Genomic DNA, 24458 nt, shown 5'->3' on the forward strand with positions numbered 1-24458 from the left:
AGGGGCCGGTGGTGGCGTCAGCTCACGCTTTCTTCTTCTAGGTGCAGCTTCATTTCGATCAGAACCTGTTGCAGCAGGCTGGTTTCTTTCAGCAGCCGTTTTGCTTCGTTGACCGTAATGATGCCATCTTCAATCGCGGCCTGATACTCGGTCATCAGCATCGCAAAGCGCTGGCTCAACGCAATCACGTCAGAATTCACCCCGCCCGTGCGCGGTGTTTCACTGTTTCGTCCATCATAGGACAGAGTGATATTTTTCAGATCCGCCAAGGCCGAGGTGACGTGCGGAAAATTGGCAACTCCCTCCAGACGGGCAACGGCATCGACGGGCATAAAGCGGTCGGCATGTTCAGCGTTGTCAGAATAATAACGCCCAAGCGTCGCCTTGGATTTTCCGGTAATCTCGCACGCTGCTTCGATTCCGACATCCTTAACCAACGCTTCGGTATGCTTTTTCAGATAAGCCCCAATATCCGCCATGCTCCACCCTCTGCTGCCTGCCTCCCCAGTGTATTCTTCGTTGCGGGGGAAAGGGAAAAGAAATTTCCCATAACAGAGTCATAATTCAAATGGCATATATTGGCTATCCCTCAGATATGCGGGGGTTTTGTGAGTGAGTGGCGGCAGTTCTTGCCGAGTACGAGTGATTGTGGGGTAATTTTTGAATGCCCTGCTTTGTTTAGGCCGCATGTTGGCCGACGACGTCGCTGTTGTTGTCGTTCGGGTATCCATCCCCATTGAGCCTATGCTCGGCCCTGACAGCAACAACGGCGGCGTCGCTTCTACTGCGACATATGATGGCTTGTCCGCACCGTTCAGGCGTTTTAGACCCGGGACCATGGCAAAGCTGTACTTCAATTATTCCACAATGAACGCAGGCAAATCGACCGTCCTGTTGCAAGCCTCGCACAACTATCGCGAGCGGGGCATGGACACCTATTTGATGACCGCCGCGTTGGACGGACGTGCAGGTGTGGGCAAAATTGCATCCCGCATCGGGATTTCGTCGGATGCTGACACGTTCACAGCCCAAGACGATGTTTTTGCAATGATCGAAGGGCGATTGGCGAAGGGTAAAGTCGCCTGCGTGTTTGTCGACGAAGCCCAATTTCTGACCGAAGATCAAGTTTGGCAACTGGCGCGCGCCGTAGACGACCTGAAAGTACCAGTGCTTGCTTACGGGCTGCGCGTGGATTTTCAGGGCCGTCTTTTTCCGGGCTCGGCTGCGTTGCTTGCATTGGCTGACGAAATGCGTGAGGTCCGCACCATATGCGAATGCGGGCGCAAGGCGACGATGGTGATTCGTCAGGACGAAAACGGAAACACCATCACGGAAGGTGCGCAGGTGCAGATTGGCGGGAACGAAACTTACGTCTCGCTATGCCGCAAACACTGGCGTGAGGCTGTGGGCACTTAGACCGGGTTTGGCAGAGGGCGCCCGTCGACAAAGGCGGCCACATTGTCCAGGGCCATATGCCCCATATCGCTGCGCACTTCTTCGGTCGCCGTGCCCAGATGGGGCAACAGTGTCACGTTCTCCATGTCGCGCAGGACTTGCGGGACCGCGGGCTCAAACTCATAGACATCCAATCCCGCCCCGGCGATCTGGCCGGTGTGGAGCGCGGCAATCAATGCAGATTCGTCCACGACTTCTCCGCGCGCGATATTGATCAGAAGAGCCGAAGCGTTCATTGCCTGAAAAATCTGCGCGTCGATCAGGTGGCGGGTTTCCGCACCACCTGGGACCGCCAGGATCAGGAAATCGACCTGAGCGCACAGCTCTTTCAAGTCAGGAACATATTCCGCGGGAAAGCCGGTCTCTTTCTTGCTGCGGGATTGATAAAGGATCTGCATTCCAAACCCAAAGTGGCACCGACGCGCGATGGCCTGACCGATGCGCCCCATGCCAACGATCCCAACACGCTTGCCCGTCACGTGGTGGCCCAGCATCTGCGTCGGATGCCATCCCTGCCAAGTGCCAGCCCGGACCTGCCGTTCCCCTTCCCCCGCACGCCGGGCTGTCGAAAGCAGTAAGGTCATCGCTATGTCGGCGGTTGCATCGGTGACGGCGCCCGGTGTGTTCGTCACGGCAACGCCTGCGGCGCGCGCCGCATCCACGTCGATGTGATTATACCCGACCCCGAAATTTGCCAGCAATTTGCAGCGGGGGTTAGGCACCTGCGCGAATACCTGTTCCGAAAAAAGGTCACCCAAAGTCGGGACCACCACATCGAAATCAGACAAAGCGCGCAGCATCTCATCCTGCGTCATCGGTAATGTGTCTTCGCGAAACTCGACATCAAACTCTGCCCGCGCGCGGGCTGTGACTGCTGCTGTCATAGGGCGGGCAACTAGCAGTTTCATCAGTGCATCCGCCCGCCAACAGGAACGTCACCATCAGGGCCGATCAGAACAATCTCGCCACTTTCATCGGGAAGGCCCAACACAAGCACTTCGGACATAAAGCGGCCGATCTGGCGCGGGGGAAAGTTCACCACAGCCATCACCTGTTTGCCCACCAGCGTGGCCGGGTCGTAATGCGCGGTGATCTGGGCTGACGTCTTACGCTCACCAATTTCATCGCCAAAGTCGATCCACATCTTGATCGCGGGCTTGCGCGCCTCGGGGTACGGTTCGGCACGAACGACTTTGCCGACGCGGATGTCGACCTTGAGGAAATCATCAAAGGAAATCTCACTCACAAGACAGCTCCTTGGATCGGTCGGTGGCGGCTTTCACGGCACGATGCAGCAGATCGGGGAAGCCTTCTTCTTCGTGCATCAACACCTCAAGCGCGGCCTGAGTCGTACCGTTGGGAGAGGTCACGTTGATCCGCAATTGCGCAGGGTCTTCATCGGCGGCCATCGCCAACGCACCTGCCCCGGCCACAGTCGACTTGGCCAGTTTCATCGCCAGATCGTGTGGCAAGCCCTGCGTCTGACCCGCAGCGGCCAAGGTTTCGATCAGGTGAAAGACGTAGGCCGGGCCTGAACCGCTCAGGCCCGTAACCGCATCCATCTGAGATTCGTCGTCCAGTCGGACGGTCTCGCCAATGGCTGACAACAGGTCTTCGGCCAGTGCGACATCGTCATTCGATGCGACAGAATTCCCGATCAGTGCCGTGATCCCCTGCCGGATCGCTGCGGGCGTGTTTGGCATCGCGCGCACGATCGGAGTGCCCTCGCCCAAAACGTCTTCGAAGGTGTTAATCGACGTCCCCACCGCGACCGAAATAAACAGGCTGCTACCGCCGCCCAGCGCTTTGATCGCAGGCAGAGCCTCGCCCATAATCTGCGGTTTGACAGCCACCAGCACCACAGCGGGGGCTTCAGGCAGAGGTGTGTTGATGTTAACGCACTGCGCCTTTAACCAGTCCGATGGATACGGGTCCACAACCCAGACCGATGACGCAGGAAGGCCATGCTCAAACCATCCAGCGAGCATGGCCGATCCCATCTTGCCGCATCCCAGAAGCACCAGTCCCTGTTCGGTGACGCGTGACATATCCATGATTGCCCCTCCCCTTACTTGTCGGTTCGGGGCAAAGCTTTACGCGCGCCCGTAGGCCTCTGCAATGGCGACCTGCATCGCGTCTTCGGGATCGCGGTTGCCCCATGTGACCAACTGGATCGCGGGGTAATACCGCTCAGCGCTCAGGACGGCTGCGGTGATCATCGTGTCGATTTGCTCGGGGCTGGCCATCTGTCCGCCAGCAAGAACCAGACCGTAACGATAGACCATCAGTTTCTGGTTGGCCCAATAGGTAAAGGCACCCGCCCAGCACTGATCATTCATCTTGTTTAGCAGTTCGTACAACTCGGACTCTCGCTCGGACGGTGGGTCCATTTCAAACGAACACACCATGCGCAGGGTTTCGTCATAGTTAGACCAGGCCAGCGTGATTGAGTAGGTACGCCACTGCCCTTCGACAGCCATGGCGATCTGGTCATCCCCGATCCGGTCAAAGTCCCAGTCGTGGTGTTCAGCCAGGTGTTCAACAATATCTATTGGATGAAGATCTTCTTCGAGAAACTGCTCGGAAAGGGCCATAATGCCACCTCACTAATCTCTAGCATTTTGGGGCTGGCAGCGCCCCAGCGCTAGTTGCCTGCTCTACAAGCCGGGCTTCCCCCGTGGGCCTGTACTAAATATGGTGCGCTGCCAGTACCCGTCTGGCAACCCTATTTATTGGGGATAACAGCAATAAGTTGTGGACGAACGGTCACGGCGATCAAAATATTGGCGTCGCGTGCAGCTTTGTCTTGATTAAATTCCGCAAGGCGGCAAGATGCACAACACCGCACAATCCCTACCCGGATCGCGCGGCGTTTCTCTTGCATCGAAAATTTGGATTCGGACGTTACTTGTCCAGTTTCGCCTCAAGCGCCGCGATGCGTTCTTCCAGCGCGGCATTCTCTTCGCGCGCTTTTTGGGCCATCGCACGAACCGCGTCGAATTCCTCGCGCGTCACGAAATCCCGATCCGCCAGCCAGCGGTCGATCATCGACTTCATCGCATTTTCGGCTTCTTCCCGCGCGCCCTGTGCCACGCCCATGGCGTTGGTCATCAATTGGGATACGTCGTCCAGAATCTTGTTGCGGGTCTGCATGGCATTTCTCCGAAATCGCGGTTGATCCCTATATGGGTAAAGTTTGCGTCAGGCTCAAGGTTGACTTGCCCCATAAAGCACGGGCAATGAGACGCACATGCAGGCTGTTCTGAATTTCCCCGATCTGTCGCCCGAGCTGTTCTCAATCTCACTCTTCGGGATGGAGTTCGCGCTGCGCTGGTACGCACTGGCATATATTGCAGGTATTCTGATCGCGTGGCGCTTGGGTGCAATGGCGCTGCGGCGACCTGCACTTTGGCCAGAATCAACCCCACCCATGAAGCCCGAGCAACTGGAAGACCTGCTCACGTGGATCATTCTCGGCGTCATTCTGGGCGGTCGGCTGGGTTTCGTGCTGTTTTACCAACCCGCTTATTACTTGGCGAACCCGCAGGACATTCTGAAAGTCTGGCAGGGCGGAATGGCCTTTCACGGCGGACTGCTCGGAGTGGTCGTTGCCTCTTATCTGTATGCACGCCGCCACAAGGTTCCGGTATTGTCCTTGGCCGACCTTATCGCACACGCAGTTCCGCCGGGGTTGTTGCTGGGGCGGTTGGCAAACTTTGTTAACGCAGAATTATGGGGACGCCCCAGCGAGTTGCCCTGGGCCTTTATTTTCCCCGGAGCGGCCGCACAGGGTTGCCCCGGCGTACTGGCTGGCATGTGCGCGCGGCATCCATCGCAACTCTATGAAGCGGCGCTGGAAGGGGTGCTGCTGGGGGCGGTGCTGTTATGGCTGGCCTATCGGCGCGGTGCGTTCAAGACACCCGGTTTGATTATGGGGGTTTTCATGGCCGGTTACGGTGCCTCGCGATTTATTGTCGAGTTTTTTCGGCAGCCGGACGCACAATTCATCTCGCCCGGTAATCCGCTGGGGCTGGCGTGGCATATCGGCGGCTATGGACTGACAATGGGTCAGTTGCTGTCGATCCCCATGATCGCACTTGGCTTGTGGTTCGCGCTGCGTGCGCGATCTGTTCGATGACTCTGACCGATCACCTACTTGCGCGCATCGCGCAAGACGGCCCGATGAGCGTGGCCGACTACATGACCGAATGCCTACTGCATCCAACTCAGGGATATTACTCCACCCGCGACCCTCTGGGTGCTCTGGGCGATTTCATCACAGCGCCGGAAATCAGTCAGATGTTTGGCGAACTGATCGGTTTGTCGTTGGCGCAAGCCTGGATAGATCAGGGTCACCCCAACCGCTTTGTTCTTGCCGAGCTGGGTCCGGGGCGCGGCACGTTGATGGCCGACATTCTGCGCGCAACCCGAAGCATTGAGGGCTTCCACGACGCCGCAGACGTCACCTTGCTGGAGGCTTCCCCTATCCTTCGACAAATTCAGTCGGATATCCTGAACGGATACACGCCGCGCTGGATCGAAACCGTTGCCGACCTGCCCGATGCACCGCTGTTTGTGGTCGCGAACGAATTCTTCGACGCCCTCCCCATACGTCAATTCCTGCGCGACGGCGATGGATGGCGCGAGCGTCTGGTCGGGCGTGAAGGCGAATCACTGACGTATGGTCTGGGGGCACAGGCATCTCAGGTGGCACTGATGGATCGGCTGGACGATACACAAGATGGTGATCTCGTCGAACTCTGCCCATCCGCAATTCCAATTATCACCGTTTTGGCTGGCCGGATCGCGACGCAAGGCGGAGCCGGGCTGATTGTAGATTATGGCGACTGGCATTCGCTGGGCGATACCTTGCAGGCCGTTCGCAAACATGAGCGGGCAGACCCTTTGCAGGCACCGGGACAGGCTGATCTGACCGCCCATGTCGATTTCGAGCCGCTGGCCACCGCCACACGCGCCGCCGGATGTGCCCACACGCGCCTGACGCCTCAGGGGGTATTTCTGGAGCGGCTGGGAATAACTGCGCGCGCGCAGAAGCTTTCTGCGACTCTCGGCGGGGTCGAGCTTGATAAACTGGTTTCCGCACATCGCAGGTTGACGCATCCGAATGAAATGGGAAACCTGTTCAAAGTACTGGGCCTCTACCCTTCCTATGCCGCCCCCCCTCCGGGACTGGAATCATGACACTGGAAATTCTGACTTCGGACATGCTGTCCTCTGTTCGCCACGGGTTCTTCAGCCGTCGCGGAGGCGCGTCTTCCGGCATATTCGCCGGGCTCAACTGTGGATATGGATCTTCGGATCAGACCGAGGCCGTAGCGATCAACCGCAATCGGGTTGCGGACGCAATGGAAGTTACGCCCGACGCAATGATTGGGGTTCATCAGGTCCACTCTCCAACCGTGCTGTCGGTCGACGGACCGATAAATGGGGAAAAGCCCAAGGCAGATGCGGTGGTGACATCGACGCCCGGTCTGGCGCTCACGATTCTGACGGCGGATTGTCAGCCAGTTCTGTTTGCCGACCCCGACGCACAGGTCATCGGCGCAGCCCATGCAGGCTGGAAAGGCGCGCTGGATGGCGTGTTGGAGGCTACGCTGGACGCCATGGAGGCGTTGGGCGCACGTCGCAAAAACACGATTGCAGTGATCGGACCGACGATTTCGCAGACAGCCTATGAGGTGGGCCCAGAGTTTCTGGACGATTTCGTCGCAGATTCACCCGACAACCTGCGGTTCTTTGCGAATGGCACGGGCGACAGGCTTCAGTTCGACCTGCCCGCATTTGGTCTTCACAGGCTGCGACAGGCGGGAATCGGTCAGGCCGAGTGGACTCGGCACTGCACCTATTCCGATCCGGATAGATTTTATTCCTATCGCAGGGCGACCCACGCCAAAGAAGCCGACTATGGCCGACTGATTTCAGCAATCAAACTGTAAACCAAGACCGAATTGTGGCGATATCGCCGCTTTTTCGCCACATTCTTTGTGTCTACCTGAGTCGGAACAAATTGAGTTTTATTGTCCGCTCTCAGGTGCTTATCTGCCGATGCTCCAGCAGTGCGAGACAGCATGAAGAAAGAGGAGCTGCCAACCTTCATTTTGTCCTGAATTGATCCCGGATCAGCCTTATCGGCGCCTCATTATGGCATCACATTGGCTAACCATAGGGAACGGGGTGTCAAACCCCCGAGGAGCAGGAACACAAAATGAAGATCAAATCTCGCTTTCTCAGCGCCGTTGTTGCGGCGAGCAAAGAGAAGGGGCTGGAGATGCCGTGGAAACACGTTTCCAGCCGCTCGGTCAGAGTTGCGCGCCGTTTGGCAAAGCAAGGCTGATCGACATGCCCAGGGTGCCAAGCTGCCGGTCCCCAGGGCCAAGAAACACGCCGGAGAGGTGCTCCGGTCCGGTGTGTGGCCTGCCGCAGGTATTCAAAGCGGTCAGGTTCAGGAGCATGTGTGCGCCGGCAATTTCAGCCTGCGTTGGTGTGAGTTTGTTTGGGGGGTCAAAATGTTGGCCAAAGGTCTGCGGATTATTTTTTCATCGCGTCGTCGAATCGACCGCCGCCTTAGGGTCGCCCTTTCAATCAAAACAAAAAATAAGACTAATCAGACGGGTCTCTTTCGAGAGGTCACCCCGTCTGAGCGGGTACTAGAAGGGACGGAATAACTATGCCTATTCCACATTCGCTCTCACGGGCTGCCAGGAATGCCGTTGATACTTCGGCAATGCTGCAAGACGCCCCAAGGACACCGGACAAACCCAAGGCGCAGCTGCGGCGCTATGAGGTCAGTTCGTTGCTGCCAAACGGTGACGTTTCGCAGACACGACACATCGCACCGGCTTTGCCGATGTTTGAAGATGCATTCTGCGCATTTACGCGCGGTTCGCTGGTTGAAACAAAGACGGGTCCCATGGCGATCGAAGACCTGCTGCCCGGTGACACCGTTCTGACGCAGGACGGTTCCTCGCAAACTGTTTTGTGGAAAGGTTCGGTCACTCTTGTCCCAGGGCGCGAGGACTCGCGCGGGCGCACCCGCCCCTTGACCCGCATCACGGCGGACACGTTTGGGATGCAAAAACCTTTGTCTGGCGTAATCGCGGGCCCGGCCGCGCGTATCGTCGGGACACCGGCCCATCTGCGCCACCTGCATGGCAACGAAACGATTTTGACACCGGTCCACGAATTTCAGGACGGGATGAGTGTTATCGAAACCCTTCCGCCCACTCCGATCGAGCTGTTTCACATCTGCTTAAAACGCCACTCGGTCATCAAGGTTGATGGGCTTCAGTTCGAAACTTACCACCCGGGGGTCAACGCAGTTCGGATGATCAGTCATTCGCTCCGATCAATCTATCTGAACCTGTTTGCGCATGTCGATTCGCTGAACGATTTCGGCCCGCTGTTGATGCCGCGTGCCGGTGACGGAGAAGTAGACGCAATCACAGCGTAAACACAAAAATATTGCTGCAAAGTGGGGGCTTTATGCAGATTTTACTAGGTTGGGCACTGTTCTTGCTCGTCACGGCGATTCTACCGCCATGTTGTGCTGCGCATAAACGCGCGCGGTTCAAGCCATCCGGCTCATTCGTTCTTCCAGCACGTCAAAAGGTACACCGGGCTCGTCCTTAGCGCCCCGGATCACAAGCGACGTTTTCACGCTTGCCACGTTTGGAGTGGTCAGAAGTTCACCTGTGAGAAATTGCTGAAAACTGCTCAGGTCCGGGGCCACGCACTTCAGGATGAAATCGACTTCGCCATTCAGCATGTGACACTCGCGCACCAGAGGCCAGTCGCGGCAGCGTTCTTCAAAGGCGCTGAGTTCGGATTCGGCCTGGCTTTCCAGCCCGACCATGGCAAAGACCTGAACTTCGAATCCCAACTCGCGCGCGTTCACCTCAGCATGATACCCGCGGATCAGCCCTGAATCTTCCAGCGTACGCACACGCCTTAGGCAGGGTGGGGCTGAAATTCCCACACGCTTTGCCAGTTCGACATTGGTCATGCGACCGTCTGCCTGCAATTCCGCCAGAATCTTGCGGTCAATCTCATCCAGCCGTGTCGCGACCATTCAATGCTCCTGAATTTTCGGTTGTTATATCAGCACCCCAAAGATGCGCAATAATCTTTCGCGTATGCGCAATTTTCTTTATTTTCAGTGTTCTTTTTTTAGGCGCTTTTCGCTGAACGCATAGCGGATGTGTGACAGGTAGGGGCTTTAAGCGCCGCACTGTGGTCGTTATATCCATTCGCCAAGGGGCCAAGCGCCCAAAACAGGCAGATCGAGTTGGGGGTACCATGGCCGAAACACGTCACACGAAGGTTCTGATCATCGGATCGGGACCGGCCGGTTATACAGCGGGCGTCTACGCCAGCCGCGCGATGCTTGAGCCGATTCTGGTTCAGGGCATTGAACCCGGCGGTCAATTGACCACCACAACCGAGGTTGAGAACTGGCCCGGCGATACAGAAGTTCAGGGTCCCGATCTGATGGTTCGCATGCAGGACCACGCCAAGGCGATGGGTTGCGAAATCATCGGCGACATCATCAACGATTTGGACGTCTCAAAGCGCCCGTTCACCGCCAAGGGTGACAGCGGAACGATTTATACGGCCGATGCCGTTATTCTTGCCACGGGCGCACGGGCCAAATGGCTCGGCCTGCCGTCGGAAGACAAGTTCAAGGGTTTCGGTGTATCCGCCTGTGCAACCTGTGACGGGTTCTTCTATCGCGGACAGGAAATCGTGGTGATCGGCGGTGGCAACACTGCGGTCGAAGAGGCACTGTTCCTGACCAACTTCGCCAGCAAAGTGACGCTAATCCACCGCCGCGACGAATTGCGGGCCGAGAAAATCTTGCAGGACCGGCTGCTGAAGCACGAAAAGATCGAACCGCTGTGGTTCCACGAGCTTGAAGAAGTCATCGGCACGGATGCCCCTCTGGGCGTTGAAGGCGTGCGCGTCAAGAATGTCAAGACCGGCGAAGTCACCAAGATCCCATGCAAGGGCGTCTTTGTCGCGATCGGCCACGCGCCTGCGAACGAGCTGGTCAAAGACTCGCTGGAAACCCATATGGGCGGATATGTCGTCACCAAGCCGGGCTCGACCGAAACGTCGATTCCGGGCGTCTTCGCGGCGGGTGACCTGACCGACCACATCTATCGCCAGGCCGTGACCAGCGCCGGTATGGGCTGTATGGCTGCATTGGATGCGGAACGGTTTTTGGCCGAGCAGGAATAACGTGATGATGGAATTCTCCGGCCCGGTCTGGAGAATTCTGTTTCTATCCCAAATTAGCGCCCCTTTGGTTCCCGCTCAGGCACCCGAGGGGCGTTTTCATTATTCCGGGCAAATCGCTCTCTACGCTTCTCTTAGCGCCGAAGGGGCGGGGGTTGCCATTCGTCGATATGTCTCGCCCAACGACCCACCAAGAATATTGCAGAGGGCAGAAGTATCAGGCGCAAGTTTGATCGACCTGCGCGGTCAGCACAAAGCGTCGATGGTTTGGCAAGATATCCATAAAGAACATGGCTTTTCACCAACATGGCGGTTCTCAGATCAAGCTCGTGCCAAACACGCTGACGGTTTGATCTACAGCTCTCGGACCCGCCCAGAGCTGAGCCACATCGTGCTGTTCAATCTTTCCCCGGCCATTATTTGCGCCCACGCTCAGGCAACCCCGTGGGAACCATCCTATTTTCAACCATAACTTGACCCATAGCCCCAGCCGCTCCAGACTCAGGCGCAAGAAATGCGAATACAGGTGGCTTGATTGAAAAGCGTTCTTTGGCAAGGCGGGTGGGCAACCCGGCTGCGGATTGGCAGCGGCTTAATCCTGTTTGCCTTCGCTTTCTTTCATTTCATCAATATTGGCCTGGGCCTATTCCACACCGATTATCTGCACGATATGCAAGACGGCCGCCACGCCGTCACACGCCATGACATCGGCAGCGCGGTTCTGTACGTCGCTCTGTTTACTCATTTCGGGCTTGCCCTGTATTCCATCAGCCAACGCCGCACGTTGCGAATGCCCTTCAATACCGCCCTGCAAGTGGTACTGGGGTTGCTCATTCCGCTGCAATTGATCGCGCATATCGTGCACACGCGCTATGCGCATGAGATATACAACGTCAACGACGAGATGGGGTACATCATCGCCCTAATGTGGCCCAGTTCCGCGATCTACATGCAAAGCCTTCTGTTGCTTGTCGTCTGGGTTCACAGTTGCGTCGGGCTGCATATGTGGCTTCGCCTTACCCGTTGGTGGTCAAACGTAGCCCCCTATCTGATCGGGTTGGCGGTTTTTGTTCCGTCCTTTGCCCTTGCAGGCCTGCTGACCGAGGGTCGCAGGATTTGGACCGATTTTGCTGATCCTTCCCTGCGCGAACAATATATCGAACATTACAACTGGCCCTCCCCCGAAGAGTTTCAGGCCCTTTTCAGCGTAAAAGACAACGCAATGATGGCGTTCTGGATTGCACTGGCTGCGTCCATTGCCGTGTTTCTGGGTCGCAAACTCTGGCGGCGCAGGCATTCTGTTCGGGTCAAATACGTCGAAGGCCCCGAAGTCGTCGCAGAGAAGGGCATGACGCTGCTGGAAATCTCGCAGGCCAACGGTATCCCTCACACCGCCCTTTGTGGCGGCAAGGGGCGCTGCACGACTTGCCGCGTGATCGTTGAAGACGGTGCCGAGAAACTTCCGGCCCCCAGTGATGTCGAGGCCCGCAGTCTGGCAGCCGTCAGCGCGCCCGATGGTGCTCGGCTGGCGTGCCAGATACGCCCGACCGAACCGATCACAGCCTTTCGCATGTTCCGCCCCGACGGAGGGCGGCAGCGCGCACATGCCAGTCAGGGTCAGGAACGCAAACTGGCCGTGCTATTTCTGGATATGCGGGGGTTCACCTCGCGGACCACGGGGCAGTTGCCTTATGACATCGTCTTTCTTCTGAACCGGTTTTTTGACGCCATCGTTCCGGCCATCACTGCTGACGGGGGTGTGGTTGATAAATACATGGGCGACGGGCTGCTGGCTGTGTTTGAAACGCCTGATGCCGAAAGTTCGGCAAAAGCGGGTTTGAAGGCAGCGGCAGATGTCAGTCACGCCCTCATGCGGTTCAATCAGCAGCTGGAAGCCGAAGGAAGCCCTCGCATTCGCATCGGAATGGGCCTGCATCTTGGGGATTTAGTTCTTGGTGAAATCGGTGCTGCGGGCAATGCCGCACGCACCATCATCGGCGATGCAGTCAATGTGGCCAGCCGGTTGGAGGCCGAGACAAAGGGATTGAAAGTGGAACTTCTTGTCTCGGACGACGTGCTGAAGACTGCCGGGTACCAAGGCGATCTGAACGGAATGAAATCCTTTCAACTGCGCGGTGTGACCCGACCGATTCCCGCCCTGCCCATCCAAAGCGCGGCCGACCTATTGGAAACTGCCGCCGCATAGGAACACATTCTCGTTTTGGCACCATTTTGCCGACCATTGCTGGAACCACGGTCGTAATTTCCGCCGGATGTCAGAAAATCCTTCCATTCCGCGAAAAAACCGCGCATTTCGTCCTTTGTTTCATGAATGTATATGGACTTCGCCCAACGGTCGGGGCAAATGCCCCGCAAACGCCCTTGAATCACTGGCAAAACCGCACTTCGACAAGAGTATTCCAATGACGATGTTAAGCAATCTCGCTCCGATCCCTGAACTATATGTTTCCTATGAATCCGCGCAGAAACTGAAAGTAGAAGCCGCTGATCTGACAAGCTGGGACCTGAGCCCCCGCCAGATTTGCGATCTGGAGCTTCTGATGAATGGCGGGTTCAACCCGCTCAAGGGGTTTCTGACCGAGGCTGATTACAACAACGTCGTCGACAACATGCGTCTGGCCGACGGTACCTTGTGGCCCATGCCCATCACATTGGACGTCAGCGAAGAGTTTGCCGATACCATCGAATTGGGTCAGGACATCGCCCTGCGCGACCAAGAAGGCGTGATCCTTGGCACCATGACCGTGACCGACCGCTGGACCCCGGACAAGGCGCGCGAGGCTGAAAAAGTGTTCGGCGCAGATGATGACGCACACCCAGCCGTGAACTATCTGCACAACACCGCAGGCAAGGTTTATCTGGGCGGTCCCGTTGTCGGCATTCAACAACCCGTCCACTATGATTTCCGCGCCCGTCGCGACACCCCGAACGAGCTGCGCGCTTATTTCCGCAAGCTGGGTTGGCGCCGTATCGTTGCGTTCCAAACCCGCAACCCGCTGCACCGCGCGCATCAGGAACTGACTTTCCGCGCCGCGAAAGAAGCACAGGCCAACCTGCTGATCCACCCGGTTGTCGGCATGACCAAACCCGGCGACGTCGATCATTTTACCCGCGTGCGCTGCTATGAAGCGGTTTTGGACAAATACCCGGCCTCGACCACCTCGATGTCGCTGCTTAACCTGGCCATGCGCATGGCTGGCCCGCGCGAGGCGGTCTGGCACGGTCTGATCCGCGCCAACCACGGCTGCACCCACTTCATTGTCGGCCGCGACCACGCTGGCCCGGGCAAGAACAGCCAAGGCGAAGATTTCTACGGCCCCTATGACGCGCAGGATCTGTTCCGAAAGTTCCAGGACGAGATCGGCCTCGAAATGGTTGACTTCAAACACATGGTCTATGTGCAAGAGCGCGCCCAGTACGAGCCGAATGACGAGATCGAAGACAAGGACAACGTCACGATCCTGAACATCTCGGGCACCGAACTGCGCCGCCGTCTGGCCGAAGGTCTGGAAATCCCCGAATGGTTCAGCTTCCCCGAGGTTGTGGCCGAGCTGCGCAAGACCAAACCGCCGCGCAGCCAACAGGGTTTCACCGTGTTTTTCACTGGTTTCTCGGGCTCGGGCAAATCCACCATCGCCAACGCCTTGATGGTCAAGCTGATGGAAATGGGTGGCCGCCCCGTGACGCTACTGGATGGTGACATCGTGCGTAAGAACCTGTCGTCGGAACTGGGTTTCTCGAAAGAACACCGCGACCTGAACATCCGTCGCATCGGTTACGTGGCCAGTGAGATCACCAAAAACGGCGGCATCGCCATCTGTGCACCGATTGCGCCCTACGCAACCACACGCCGCGCGGTTCGTGAAGATATCGAACAGTTTGGTGCCTTCTGTGAAGTTCACGTCGCGACCAGCATCGAGGAATGTGAACGTCGCGACCGCAAGGGTCTGTACAAGCTAGCGCGTGAAGGCAAGATCAAGGAATTCACAGGGATTTCTGACCCCTATGACGTCCCCCAGAACCCGGAACTGAGTGTCGAGACCGAGAATGTCGATGTCGACAACTGTGCCCATCAGGTGCTGCTCAAGCTGGAAAGCATGGGCCTGATTGCAGCGTCCTAAGACAGCGCATATATTCTACGAAAAGCCCTCGCAGCGCGGGGGCTTTTTGCATTTTTTGCTAAATTTCTGCGCGCAGGGCTGCGACCGCGCGGCCTTCGAAATCCCCAAACTCCGCAGCCTTGGCCTGAATCGCTTGTAACCGAGGCAAGCGCGCCGCGTAATCCTCGGGCGTCAGGGATTGGATCGCTTGCTGAATATCAGCCTCGGATTCACATATGATCATGCCCGAACTATCCATGAAATCGTCGATATTCGGGCAACCCCAATAGATCGGCACCGTTGAACACAGGATCGCGTCGGTCAGTTTTTCGGAGAAATAGTTTTTCTCGCGCACGTTTTCGATCACTACGGAATAGCGATAGGGTGCCAGACCGTCAGACTTTTGGTCAAACGGGTTATAGCCCCGCCCCATGATATCCACGTCCGCACCAGTTTCCCGCACCCAGTCGATGACAGAATGGCGCAACTGGTGCCCTTCGAGATCACGTTTGGCTGACGCGATCAGCGAACAGGATTTGGACTTGCTCACATCCAATTCGCGCCAATCTGGAATCATTGTGACGCCATAGGGCAGGAACACCGCGTTCGGGATTCCTTGAAGCAAAACATCATGAAACGTCAGGACGCGAAAAAACCGCCGCCACGTCCAGCGCAGCATCTGGTCGTGTTTGGCATGAATGGCAGAGGGCTCTCCCATCATCAGGGAAATCTGCGCGCGTGTGCCCCGGCGCAGGCGCAGATGCACAGTTGAATTGGGATACATGATCAGGTGATCGGTGGGCTCAAGGTCTCCGACGGTATTGCCGATCAGGCGCTCGGGGCACCCGTCGGGCCAGATCAGGTCAGCCAGGGGAAGCGATGACAGCTTTGGCCCCAAACGGTTTCCATAAGGCAGAATTGCAATGGCGGGTTCGGTCATACGGACACCTCTGACAGGTTGACCTGACCCCGCATCAGAACGTGACCACGCCCGGCAACCTTAATACCAATCATCGCATCAGAAGGCCCGACGCGGGTCACGGTCGCTTGCCCCGGACGCCCCATGTCGTGCCCTTGTTCGGCGGCGAACGTATCCTTCGCCATCAGTCCATGCTTCCACAGATAGGCGGCCATCGCCCCGGTTGCCGAGCCGGTAAAGGGGTCTTCGGGCGGGCTGGGTGGCGCTAGTAGCAGGCGCGAGAACGTGTCACCCGCATCGGTTGCGCCCTTCAACGTGACAAGAAAAGGTTCGGCCATATCAGACCCAGAAAACCCTGCCATTTCCGACACAGCCTGAAGGGCCTCGACATTCAAATCGGCTGCTCGCAAAGCGTCGTGATCACGCAGGACCGTAACGCAAAAAGGCAATCCCGTAGAGACAAACTGTGGAGGAGACATAATGTCGTCCTGGGACAAGCCAATCGCCGCGGCCACCAAATCGGCGGGAACATATGCCCCAAACTGTGGCGCGACCTGAGTCATCTCGATTTCATCACCGATCAGGCGGATCGGAACAACACCAGCACCCGTTTCCAGCGTCAGCGTATTTCCCTGAAACAGCCCTCGGGACTGCATGGCTGCGACAGTTGCAATGGTTGGATGCCCGGCGAACGGAATTTCTCGGCTGGCCAGAAAGTAGCGGACCCGAATATCGGCAATAGCGGACGGTCCTGTAAACGTGCATTCAACGAGTGAGGTCTCGTTCACAAAGGCCATCGAGGTGTCGTCAGACAAGGCCGCCCCACCGTGAACAACCGCGCAACCGTTCCCACCAAATGCCCTGTCGGTAAAGGCATCTACCCAGTCAAAATCAAACCAGCTCATTTCCGCGCGCTCTTTCTTATGCAAACCGTCTCCGGTTCGCATAACTCGCCCGACGGACAGCAGATGTCACGTGGAAAACGTCAGAGGGGCCGTGCTCAGTGCACGGCCACCGGCGAGAAGTCATGCTCGCGCGCGAGGTTGAACGCCAGCTTGCGGTCGGCGACCAGCGCCAGTTGCTGACCGTCCGAGTCGTGAACGGCATAGAGCAGATCCAGGTCCCCGGCCTGTTCGCGCAGTTCCCGAGGCAGATCAGCGACTTCGACCGTTTTGACATAGACGATCCGGTCGCCTTCGGCGTTCAGTTCAATCGGTGTATTCATTGCTCTTACCCCTTTCTTATGTTGATCGTTTGCACCACGGTTTCCGGCACGGCGCGGGTCAGATCCACATGCAGCAGACCGTTTTCCATGATCGCCTCGCCCACCTCGACCCCGTCGGCCAGCACGAACATGCGCTGGAACTGACGCGCCGCGATGCCGCGATGCAGGAAGATGCGCCCCTCGCTGTCGTCGCGTTGACGACCCCGGATCACCAGTTGGCGATCCTCAATGGTGATCGACAGATCCTCTTCCGCGAACCCGGCTACCGCCAGAGTGATACGATACGAAAAATCCGAGGTCTGCTCGATGTTATAGGGCGGGTATCCTTCATTTCCGGCCTTTGCAGACCGTTCCAAAAGGCGTTCCAATTGCTCGAACCCCAGAAGATGCGGGTATGAGCCAAGAGTAAGTTTTGACACGTATTTTCGTCCTTTATTGTCAAAGCGACGTGTTTTGCGGCCCCTTTTTGGCAACCGCATGCTATAGAATATGGGAAGAAACCAGGATGTCCACAAGGTCTGGCGGGATAACGCCTGACACACTATCTTGTGTGACAAGCACCACAATAACAACCGAGTCGCCCATGAACGCGCCCACCGATCTTTCAATGAAAACTGATGAGGTTTTACGGGTGGAGCTGGAGGTTTTCCGCCGCCAGCACCGCGATCTGGACGAGGCGATCGAAGCGTTGCAGGCCAAAGGCACGTCAGATCAACTGACGATCAAACGTTTGAAAAAACAAAAACTGCGCCTGAAAGACATCATCCGCCTGATCGAAGACCGCCTGACCCCAGATATCATCGCCTGAACACTCTGTACCGCATTGCCACATAAGCGGATTTGGCTATAGTGCGCGCTCTTTCGAAAGGCAGGGACACAAGCGGATGAGCGACGTGAAAGTGGGGATCATCATGGGCAGTCAATCGGACTGGCCTACGATGAAAGAAGCCGCAGACATTCTGGATGAATTGGGCGTGGCATATGAAAAGCGCATTGTCTCAGCACACCGGACGCCTGACCGCCTTTGGGACTATGGGAAAACCGCCGTGTCGCGCGGCCTGCAGGTAATTATTGCCGGTGCGGGTGGAGCAGCACATTTGCCGGGCATGATGGCCTCGAAAACGCGGGTGCCGGTGATTGGGGTGCCCGTTCAGACGCGGGCTTTGTCCGGGGTCGATTCGCTTTATTCCATCGTGCAGATGCCCAAAGGGTTTCCCGTGGCAACCATGGCCATCGGGTCGGCAGGTGGCGCCAATGCCGGGCTTATGGCCGCTGGCATACTGGCCCTGCAAGACGATGCACTGGCCGCGCGGTTGGACACGTGGCGCGATGCGCTCTCGGCTTCGATCCCGCAGGAGCCTGTCGATGACTGAGATGCTACAGCCCGGCGCAACGATCGGTATTCTTGGCGGTGGTCAATTGGGACGGATGCTGTCGGTCGCAGCGGCCCGTCTGGGGTTTCTGACCCACATATATGAGCCTGGCGCAAACCCGCCTGCCGGTCATGTGGCCGACCGGGTGACAACGGCACCCTATGAGGACGCCGACGCGTTGAAAGCCTTCGCCGAGTCGGTCGATGTCATCACCTACGAGTTCGAAAACATCCCGACCGAGGCGCTGGACATTTTGGAAACCCACCGCCCCATTCGCCCCGGCCGCGAGGCGCTGCGCGTCAGCCAGGATCGCCTGACCGAAAAGAGATTTCTGCAAGGGCTCGGCCTGCAAACCGCACCGTTTGCCGACATTACTGATCTGGACAGCCTGACAGCCGCGATTGAACAAATCGGAACGCCTGCGATCCTGAAAACCCGTCGTTTTGGTTATGACGGCAAGGGACAGGCCCGACTACGCACCCCCAAAGATGCCGAGACCGCTTTGGCAGACATGGCCGGCGCGCCTGCAATTCTTGAAGGATTCGTCGATTTCACTCACGAAATCTCGATCATTGCGGCCCGCGGGCTGGATGGTCAGGTGGCCTGTTTCGACCCCGGTGAAAACGTGCATCGCGACGGCATCCTGCACACCACAACGGTCCCGGCACGTCTACGCCCCGCGCAGCGTACGGATGCGGTTTTGCTGGCGGCCAATATCATGAACGCTCTGGACTATGTGGGCGTGATGGGGGTCGAGCTGTTTGTAACGCCCGGCGGCCTGATCGTGAACGAGATCGCGCCGCGCGTACATAACTCGGGCCATTGGACGCAAAACGGCTGCGCCGTTGACCAGTTCGAGCAGCATATTCGCGCCGTGGCCGGATGGCCCTTGGGCGACGAGCAGCGCCACTCGGATGTGGTAATGGAAAACCTGATCGGTGACGACATGAACCGCGTGCCGGAACTGGCCCAGGAGCGTAACGTGGCCCTACATCTCTATGGAAAGGCCGTGGTTAAGGCAGGTCGGAAGATGGGGCATTTCAACCGTATCATGCGCTGAGAAATCGCGCTGGCGCGCGATGCCTCCGGCGGGGATATTTGCAGCCAGATGAAGCGCGCGGATCAGGCTAGGAACCGAGCCGCGATATCACCAGCCATGTAGCTGATCCGACCCGCTGCCATTGTGGCGGCAACCCGGTGTGTCTTTGCGTCTAGAATGACCAGATCGGCACGTTGGCCTGGCACCAGCGTGCCACGGTCCTGCAATCCCAGAACCTGCGCCGGGCCGGAGGATACAAGGCTCCAGGCACCGGCAAAATCCAGCAAACCGCTTTTGGCCAGCATCAAAGCAGCACGGCGTGGACTGGGGTAATGGTAATCCGAGGCCAGAGCATCGCACAGCCCCATGGCAATCAGGTCAAGCGCACTGGCATTGCCTTTATGCGATCCGCCACGCACCACATTCGGGGATCCCAGAATAACGTGATCTCCGGCAGCGCGAGCGGCCTCGGCGGCCTCAAGCGTTTCGGGAAACTCAGAAATGCGCGCGCCCCGATTTCGCCAGTCGGCCCGGGTTGTTGATGTCGCGTCATCGTGGCTGCCCATGCGCACCCCCTGCCCCGCCAGTGCCGCGCAGAGATCATCCAGCGCCTGAGGCACCTCGGAGCTGCGGGCGTGCATGGATAGCAACATCTCAAAGTGTTTGTCTGGGTTGCGCCCAGCCTTCAACGCCTGTCCTGTCAGGCGCGGCGGTTTGCGCCCTTCTGCCAGACGGTCATGCGGCAGGTGGTCGTTAAATACAACGTAGGGCACTTGCCACGCTGCGATACGTTCGGGCAAGCCCTCATAGTCGTCCAGCATATGCGTCTCAAACCGCAGTTGAGGCAGCAAGTCCGTTACGACTTGGCCTTTCACCGACGCTATTGCATCAAGCACCTGCCCCGCAAATTCAGGGCCGCGCACGCCGCCCTCCCAACTATGAAATTGCGCCAAGACAGCAGTCGTGATCCCGTTGGCGGCAAGCTCGGCTTCGACCGACAGGATACCCTCATCCATCTGTTTCATCGCCCCCCGGCGCGGCGCGATATGACGTTCAAATCCGTCACCGTGCAGGTCTATGATACCAGGCAACAACAGATACCCCGACAGGTCGATGGAACGTCCTGTACAGTCAGGTTGAATGACACCCTCGGCCAATGACAGGTTGGCAATGGTCAGTCCGGCGTCCGGCAACAAAACCTTTGCGCCAGTCAGCGTCAGGTTCAGAGCGGTCACTGCGAGGGCTCCGAGACAGGTTCAGAGCAATCCTGCCCAATGCAGATTTCATCAATAATATCCTGCACCCCGTCCAGCCAGGTGATTTCCGGATCGAACTGGCCAAACTCGATAAAATGCAGCGCCTGAGCCATGACGCGGGGACTATTCATCATGAAGGTGTGGGTCACGGGCAAGACGATATGATCTTTCATCCCGTCGACCTTGGTGGTTTCGACAGAAACCTTGCCGTCATCCTTGCCGTCGATCATTGAGGAAAACAAAGGGTTCAGAGAATTTTCGCCAGCAATCACCCCCAACTCAAAATCTACCGGCGGTAACCGGGCCGGGATCCCTTCTGGACCCGTTCCCAGCGCCAGACCCGCAGGCCCGTGCAGCATCCCGAACACCTCATACGCACCCAACTCATCCACCAGTTGGCTTCCCTGATTGGGCGGTCCAAGCATGACCACGCGGCCCAGATTCTCAGGCTTGTTACCCTGCAGCCAATACCGCAAAAGGATCCCCCCCATCGAATGGGCCACAACGTTGACTGTGTCGCCGCCGCAGGCGGCAAACGCCTCGGGCAGAGTTTGGTCGGCCAGTTCGGGGATCGGCAAGTCCGTTGAAGGGTAACCGGGCCGCACGACCGTATAGCCATGCGCCTTGAACAACTGCTCCATCACGGTAAAGGACGCCTCGGTACGCGCAAGCCCATGCAACAGCACAACGCATTTTGCCTGCGCCACGGCAGGAAAAAGAAGTAGAGCAAGGGCAAAAAGGTATCTCATAGCGGCCAGATAAGCCCAAACAGGGCGCATTAAAACCCCTAGCGCGGCTTCAACTTAAGGACCGCCAGCGCAATGCCGCCCAATACCAGTGTCGCACCAAGTACTAAGCGCACCGAAGCTGTCTCGCCCAACAGAATGACACCGCCTACAATCGCGATGATCGGAACGCTCAACTGCACCACCGCTGCAGTGGTCGGTGCCAGCTGCGGCAGGACGCGATACCAAAGCGCATAGCCCATTCCAGACGTAACACCCCCAGAGAGGGCGGCCAGCAGGTAACCGTTAGCAGTCATGTGCCAATCGGTGCTGCCGGACCACAAGGCCAATGCGGTGACCGGCAACGCGACAACAAAGTTGGCCGCTGTGCCGGCCAATGCGTCCGGCTCGGATCGGCCAACCAATGAGTAGATGGCCCAGCCCACCCCAGCAGCAGTCATCAGGGCGGCTCCGACTGGGTCCACGCGCAGTTCACCAGACGGCCATAGCACCCAAGCTAGCCCGCCAAGCGCAATCGCGGCCCCGGCAATCTGGCGGGTGCCCGAAGCTGTTCCGGTCACCGATGTCACTGCAAACATGGTGATTTGGACCACCCCAAACAGGATCAACGCGCCCAGTCCCGCGTCCAGTGTCAGGTAGGCAATCGAAAAGCCGATCATATACAAAGACAGGGAACCCGCCCCGGCGATCCGACGCGTGTTTCGCAGCGGCAAATGCCCACCTCTGAGAAAAACCAGCACCGCCAGCACCACAGCCCCTGCCAGAACGCGCATAACGGCAAAACCGGCGGGATCAGCGGCACCGCTTTCAATGGCCAACCGATTCAATATCGAATTCGCCGCAAAAGCGCACATGGTCAGGGCAGAGAGCAAAAACAGTCGCATACCCATCGCATAGCGGGTTCCAGACCGTTTGCACACTCACTTTCCCGCAACCAAAACACCGATCTTCTTCTGTTCAAAAATACTTCCGCCGGAGGCATGACCGCGCAGCGGGAATTTCAAACGAAACGGGGCCGCCCGAAGGCGACCCCATCTATAAGCACTAAGGCTTAGACAGCTTACATCATGCCGCCCATGCCGCCCATGTCGGGCATGCCGCCGGCAGGTGCCGCGCCTTCTTTGGCAGGACGGTCTGCAACCATCGCTTCGGTGGTGACCAGCAGGCCAGCAACCGATGCCGCGTCTTCCAGAGCGGTACGAACCACTTTGGCCGGATCGATTACGCCGAACGAGAACATGTCGCCATATTCCTCGGTCTGCGCGTTGAAACCGAATGCTGCGTCCGAAGATTCACGGACTTTGCCCGCAACAACCGCACCGTCAACACCTGCGTTTTCAGCGATCTGGCGCAGCGGCGCTTCGATTGCCTTGCGAACGATGTTGATGCCCGCGCTCTGGTCAGCGTTTGCGCCTTCCAGGGCTTCCAGTGCTTTACCGGCCTGAACCAGCGCAACACCACCGCCAACAACAACGCCTTCCTGAACAGCAGCACGAGTTGCGTTCAGAGCATCGTCCACACGGTCTTTACGCTCTTTCACTTCAACTTCGGTCATGCCGCCGACGCGGATAACGGCAACACCGCCTGCCAGTTTGGCAACGCGCTCTTGCAGCTTCTCACGGTCGTAGTCCGACGAGGTTTCTTCGATCTGAGTGCGGATCTGAGCAACGCGTGCTTCGATCTCGGCTTTCTCGCCAGCACCGTCGACGATGGTGGTTTCGTCTTTGGTGATTTCGATTTTCTTGGCGGTGCCCAGCATGTCCATGGTGACGGACTCGAGCTTCATGCCCAGATCTTCGGAGATTACCTGACCGCCGGTCAGGATCGCGATGTCCTGCAGCATGGCTTTGCGGCGATCGCCGAAGCCCGGTGCTTTGACAGCAGCAATTTTCAGGCCGCCGCGCAGTTTGTTGACAACCAGAGTTGCCAGCGCTTCGCCTTCAACGTCTTCCGCGATGATCAGCAGCGGCTTTTGCGACTGGATCACCTGCTCGAGCAGCGGAACCATCGGCTGCAGCGAGGACAGTTTCTTTTCGTGCAGCAGGATCATGCAGTCGTCGAGCTCTGCAATCATCTTGTCTGCGTTGGTGACGAAGTAAGGCGAAAGGTAGCCACGGTCGAACTGCATACCTTCGACAACATCGGTCTCGGTTTCCAGACCTTTGTTTTCTTCGACGGTGATAACGCCTTCGTTGCCAACCTTCTGCATCGCGTCTGCGATCTGCTGGCCGATTTCGGCTTCGCCGTTGGCCGAGATGGTGCCAACCTGAGCAACTTCGGCCGAGTCTTTAACTTCGCGCGAGGCGTCTTTGATGCCTTCAACAACCTTGGCAGTTGCCAGGTCGATACCGCGCTTCAGGTCCATCGGGTTCAGACCAGCTGCAACCTGCTTAAGACCTTCGCGAACGATGGCTTGAGCCAGAACGGTTGCGGTGGTGGTGCCGTCGCCGGCTTCGTCATTGGTGCGGCTGGCGACTTCTTTCACCATTTGCGCGCCCATGTTTTCGAACTTGTCTTCCAGTTCGATTTCCTTGGCAACCGAAACACCATCTTTGGTGATGCGCGGCGCGCCGAAGGATTTGTCCAGAACCACGTTGCGGCCTTTGGGGCCCAGGGTCACTTTGACAGCATCAGCCAGGATGTTCACACCTGACAGCATGCGGTTGCGGGCATCGGTGTCGAACTTGACGTCCTTAGCAGCCATGTTGTTTCTCCTTGAGAAAATGTATTGGAATGAAGATCAGAGGAAGCGGGTCGCTTACTCGATGATCCCCATGATGTCGCTTTCTTTCATCATCAGCAGCTCTTCGCCGCCGACGTTGACCTCGGTGCCCGACCACTTGCCGAACAGGATCTTGTCGCCAGCTTTCACAGCCATTGCGATCAGTTCGCCGCTGTCCTTGCGTGCGCCTTCGCCGGTTGCAACGACTTCGCCTTCGCTGGGCTTTTCTTTTGCGCTATCGGGAATGATCAGACCACCAGCGGTTTTTTCGTCGCTTTCGGTACGGCGAACCAGCACGCGGTCATGAAGCGGTTTCAATGCCATCTTTGCAGCTCCTTGGGCTCAAA

The 24458-nt window shown here is 57.7% G+C and carries 29 protein-coding genes; 13 read left to right on the top strand and 16 right to left on the bottom strand.

Translation table 11 applies throughout. The features are described from left to right. Positions 1-17: 17 nt before the first annotated feature. Complete coding sequence (locus RUESEDTHA_RS03225) at positions 18-479, bottom strand: hypothetical protein (protein ID WP_171120274.1); 462 nt, start codon at positions 477-479, stop codon at positions 18-20. 358 nt (positions 480-837) lie between these two features. Here RUESEDTHA_RS03225 and RUESEDTHA_RS03230 point away from each other — a divergent pair, with 358 nt between their 5' ends. After that, on the top strand, positions 838-1416 hold the full coding sequence (locus RUESEDTHA_RS03230; RefSeq protein WP_171121669.1) for a thymidine kinase: 579 nt from the start codon (positions 838-840) through the stop codon (positions 1414-1416). Here RUESEDTHA_RS03230 and RUESEDTHA_RS03235 read toward each other — a convergent pair. The 5 genes from RUESEDTHA_RS03235 to RUESEDTHA_RS03255 form a co-directional block, all read right to left on the bottom strand. Beyond that, positions 1413-2363, bottom strand: a complete 951-nt coding sequence (locus RUESEDTHA_RS03235) for a D-glycerate dehydrogenase (protein ID WP_180884311.1) — start codon at positions 2361-2363, stop codon at positions 1413-1415. The two genes, RUESEDTHA_RS03230 and RUESEDTHA_RS03235, sit on opposite strands and share 4 nt — an antisense overlap. Further along, positions 2363-2701, bottom strand: a complete 339-nt coding sequence (locus RUESEDTHA_RS03240; protein ID WP_180884313.1) for a tRNA-binding protein — start codon at positions 2699-2701, stop codon at positions 2363-2365. The genes RUESEDTHA_RS03235 and RUESEDTHA_RS03240 overlap by 1 nt, the downstream gene beginning before the upstream one ends. Continuing rightward, on the bottom strand, positions 2694-3509 hold the full coding sequence (gene proC, locus RUESEDTHA_RS03245) for a pyrroline-5-carboxylate reductase (RefSeq protein WP_180884317.1): 816 nt from the start codon (positions 3507-3509) through the stop codon (positions 2694-2696). Before proC ends, RUESEDTHA_RS03240 begins: the two co-directional genes overlap by 8 nt. 39 nt (positions 3510-3548) lie before the next feature. After that, on the bottom strand, positions 3549-4049 hold the full coding sequence (locus tag RUESEDTHA_RS03250) for a YbjN domain-containing protein (RefSeq protein ID WP_170753355.1): 501 nt from the start codon (positions 4047-4049) through the stop codon (positions 3549-3551). Between the two features lie 310 nt (positions 4050-4359). Beyond that, on the bottom strand, positions 4360-4608 hold the full coding sequence (locus RUESEDTHA_RS03255; RefSeq protein WP_170384762.1) for an accessory factor UbiK family protein: 249 nt from the start codon (positions 4606-4608) through the stop codon (positions 4360-4362). A gap of 97 nt (positions 4609-4705) precedes the next feature. On the opposite strand from RUESEDTHA_RS03255, the gene lgt reads away from it, so the two are divergent. The 5 genes from lgt (at position 4706) to RUESEDTHA_RS03275 (ending at position 8926) form a co-directional block, all read left to right on the top strand. Then, positions 4706-5593, top strand: coding sequence for a prolipoprotein diacylglyceryl transferase (gene lgt / locus RUESEDTHA_RS03260; RefSeq protein WP_180884321.1), 888 nt, complete (start codon positions 4706-4708; stop codon positions 5591-5593). Next, positions 5590-6657, top strand: a complete 1068-nt coding sequence (locus RUESEDTHA_RS03265) for a class I SAM-dependent methyltransferase (RefSeq protein ID WP_180884323.1) — start codon at positions 5590-5592, stop codon at positions 6655-6657. Before lgt ends, RUESEDTHA_RS03265 begins: the two co-directional genes overlap by 4 nt. After that, entirely contained in the window at positions 6654-7412 is a 759-nt protein-coding gene (gene pgeF, locus RUESEDTHA_RS03270) for a peptidoglycan editing factor PgeF (protein WP_180884326.1), read from the top strand. The genes RUESEDTHA_RS03265 and pgeF overlap by 4 nt, the downstream gene beginning before the upstream one ends. A 269-nt stretch (positions 7413-7681) precedes the next feature. Beyond that, positions 7682-7810: a hypothetical protein gene (locus RUESEDTHA_RS20815; protein ID WP_255431604.1), complete on the top strand. Its 129-nt coding sequence runs from the start codon at positions 7682-7684 to the stop codon at positions 7808-7810. A gap of 333 nt (positions 7811-8143) precedes the next feature. Beyond that, positions 8144-8926: a Hint domain-containing protein gene (locus tag RUESEDTHA_RS03275; protein WP_180884329.1), complete on the top strand. Its 783-nt coding sequence runs from the start codon at positions 8144-8146 to the stop codon at positions 8924-8926. 117 nt (positions 8927-9043) lie between these two features. Here the strand turns inward: RUESEDTHA_RS03275 and RUESEDTHA_RS03280 are convergent, their stop codons facing one another. Further along, positions 9044-9544 carry an Lrp/AsnC family transcriptional regulator gene (locus tag RUESEDTHA_RS03280; RefSeq protein WP_171120257.1) on the bottom strand — a complete coding sequence of 167 codons (501 nt, stop codon included), beginning with the start codon at positions 9542-9544 and terminating at the stop codon, positions 9044-9046. Positions 9545-9771: 227 nt separating this feature from the next. Between RUESEDTHA_RS03280 and trxB the strand changes: the two genes are divergently transcribed. The 4 genes from trxB (at position 9772) to RUESEDTHA_RS03300 (ending at position 14852) form a co-directional block, all read left to right on the top strand. After that, positions 9772-10713 carry a thioredoxin-disulfide reductase gene (trxB, locus tag RUESEDTHA_RS03285; protein WP_180884333.1) on the top strand — a complete coding sequence of 314 codons (942 nt, stop codon included), beginning with the start codon at positions 9772-9774 and terminating at the stop codon, positions 10711-10713. Between the two features lie 4 nt (positions 10714-10717). Next, on the top strand, positions 10718-11182 hold the full coding sequence (locus RUESEDTHA_RS03290; RefSeq protein ID WP_180884335.1) for an RES family NAD+ phosphorylase: 465 nt from the start codon (positions 10718-10720) through the stop codon (positions 11180-11182). 63 nt (positions 11183-11245) lie between these two features. After that, positions 11246-12916, top strand: coding sequence for an adenylate/guanylate cyclase domain-containing protein (locus RUESEDTHA_RS03295; protein WP_180884338.1), 1671 nt, complete (start codon positions 11246-11248; stop codon positions 12914-12916). Between the two features lie 217 nt (positions 12917-13133). Further along, positions 13134-14852 (top strand): bifunctional sulfate adenylyltransferase/adenylylsulfate kinase, encoded by a 1719-nt coding sequence (locus RUESEDTHA_RS03300; RefSeq protein WP_180884340.1) that lies wholly within the window; start codon positions 13134-13136, stop codon positions 14850-14852. A 58-nt stretch (positions 14853-14910) separates the two neighbouring features. Here the strand turns inward: RUESEDTHA_RS03300 and RUESEDTHA_RS03305 are convergent, their stop codons facing one another. The 4 genes from RUESEDTHA_RS03305 to RUESEDTHA_RS03320 form a co-directional block, all read right to left on the bottom strand. After that, complete coding sequence (locus RUESEDTHA_RS03305) at positions 14911-15771, bottom strand: glycosyltransferase family 10 domain-containing protein (protein WP_180884343.1); 861 nt, start codon at positions 15769-15771, stop codon at positions 14911-14913. Further along, positions 15768-16655, bottom strand: coding sequence for a PhzF family phenazine biosynthesis protein (locus RUESEDTHA_RS03310; protein ID WP_180884345.1), 888 nt, complete (start codon positions 16653-16655; stop codon positions 15768-15770). Before RUESEDTHA_RS03310 ends, RUESEDTHA_RS03305 begins: the two co-directional genes overlap by 4 nt. A 95-nt stretch (positions 16656-16750) precedes the next feature. Continuing rightward, positions 16751-16975, bottom strand: coding sequence for a DUF1150 family protein (locus RUESEDTHA_RS03315; protein WP_171120244.1), 225 nt, complete (start codon positions 16973-16975; stop codon positions 16751-16753). Positions 16976-16980: 5 nt separating this feature from the next. After that, entirely contained in the window at positions 16981-17394 is a 414-nt protein-coding gene (locus tag RUESEDTHA_RS03320) for an Hsp20 family protein (RefSeq protein ID WP_058275530.1), read from the bottom strand. A 164-nt stretch (positions 17395-17558) separates the two neighbouring features. Between RUESEDTHA_RS03320 and RUESEDTHA_RS03325 the strand changes: the two genes are divergently transcribed. The 3 genes from RUESEDTHA_RS03325 to RUESEDTHA_RS03335 all read left to right on the top strand — a co-directional run bounded on the left by RUESEDTHA_RS03325 (position 17559) and on the right by RUESEDTHA_RS03335 (position 19408). After that, positions 17559-17783, top strand: a complete 225-nt coding sequence (locus RUESEDTHA_RS03325) for a YdcH family protein (protein WP_010441787.1) — start codon at positions 17559-17561, stop codon at positions 17781-17783. 76 nt (positions 17784-17859) lie between these two features. Beyond that, the gene (purE, locus tag RUESEDTHA_RS03330) at positions 17860-18348 is read left to right on the top strand and encodes a 5-(carboxyamino)imidazole ribonucleotide mutase (RefSeq protein WP_171120242.1); all 489 of its coding nucleotides are present in this window, start codon (positions 17860-17862) and stop codon (positions 18346-18348) included. Further along, positions 18341-19408, top strand: a complete 1068-nt coding sequence (locus RUESEDTHA_RS03335; protein WP_180884348.1) for a 5-(carboxyamino)imidazole ribonucleotide synthase — start codon at positions 18341-18343, stop codon at positions 19406-19408. The genes purE and RUESEDTHA_RS03335 overlap by 8 nt, the downstream gene beginning before the upstream one ends. 62 nt (positions 19409-19470) lie before the next feature. Here the strand turns inward: RUESEDTHA_RS03335 and RUESEDTHA_RS03340 are convergent, their stop codons facing one another. The 5 genes from RUESEDTHA_RS03340 to RUESEDTHA_RS03360 all read right to left on the bottom strand — a co-directional run bounded on the left by RUESEDTHA_RS03340 (position 19471) and on the right by RUESEDTHA_RS03360 (position 24435). Beyond that, on the bottom strand, positions 19471-20622 hold the full coding sequence (locus RUESEDTHA_RS03340; RefSeq protein ID WP_180884350.1) for an alpha-D-ribose 1-methylphosphonate 5-triphosphate diphosphatase: 1152 nt from the start codon (positions 20620-20622) through the stop codon (positions 19471-19473). Continuing rightward, positions 20619-21392, bottom strand: coding sequence for a triacylglycerol lipase (locus RUESEDTHA_RS03345; protein ID WP_180884606.1), 774 nt, complete (start codon positions 21390-21392; stop codon positions 20619-20621). The genes RUESEDTHA_RS03340 and RUESEDTHA_RS03345 overlap by 4 nt, the downstream gene beginning before the upstream one ends. 38 nt (positions 21393-21430) lie before the next feature. Beyond that, on the bottom strand, positions 21431-22273 hold the full coding sequence (locus tag RUESEDTHA_RS03350; protein ID WP_180884352.1) for a DMT family transporter: 843 nt from the start codon (positions 22271-22273) through the stop codon (positions 21431-21433). A 176-nt stretch (positions 22274-22449) separates the two neighbouring features. After that, positions 22450-24093 carry a chaperonin GroEL gene (groL, locus tag RUESEDTHA_RS03355; protein ID WP_180884354.1) on the bottom strand — a complete coding sequence of 548 codons (1644 nt, stop codon included), beginning with the start codon at positions 24091-24093 and terminating at the stop codon, positions 22450-22452. 54 nt (positions 24094-24147) lie between these two features. Then, on the bottom strand, positions 24148-24435 hold the full coding sequence (locus RUESEDTHA_RS03360; protein ID WP_008757222.1) for a co-chaperone GroES: 288 nt from the start codon (positions 24433-24435) through the stop codon (positions 24148-24150). Between the last annotated feature and the right edge of the window lie 23 nt (positions 24436-24458).

This window comes from Ruegeria sp. THAF57, assembly GCF_903914075.1.
In the GTDB taxonomy this organism is placed as follows: Bacteria; Pseudomonadota; Alphaproteobacteria; order Rhodobacterales; family Rhodobacteraceae; genus Ruegeria.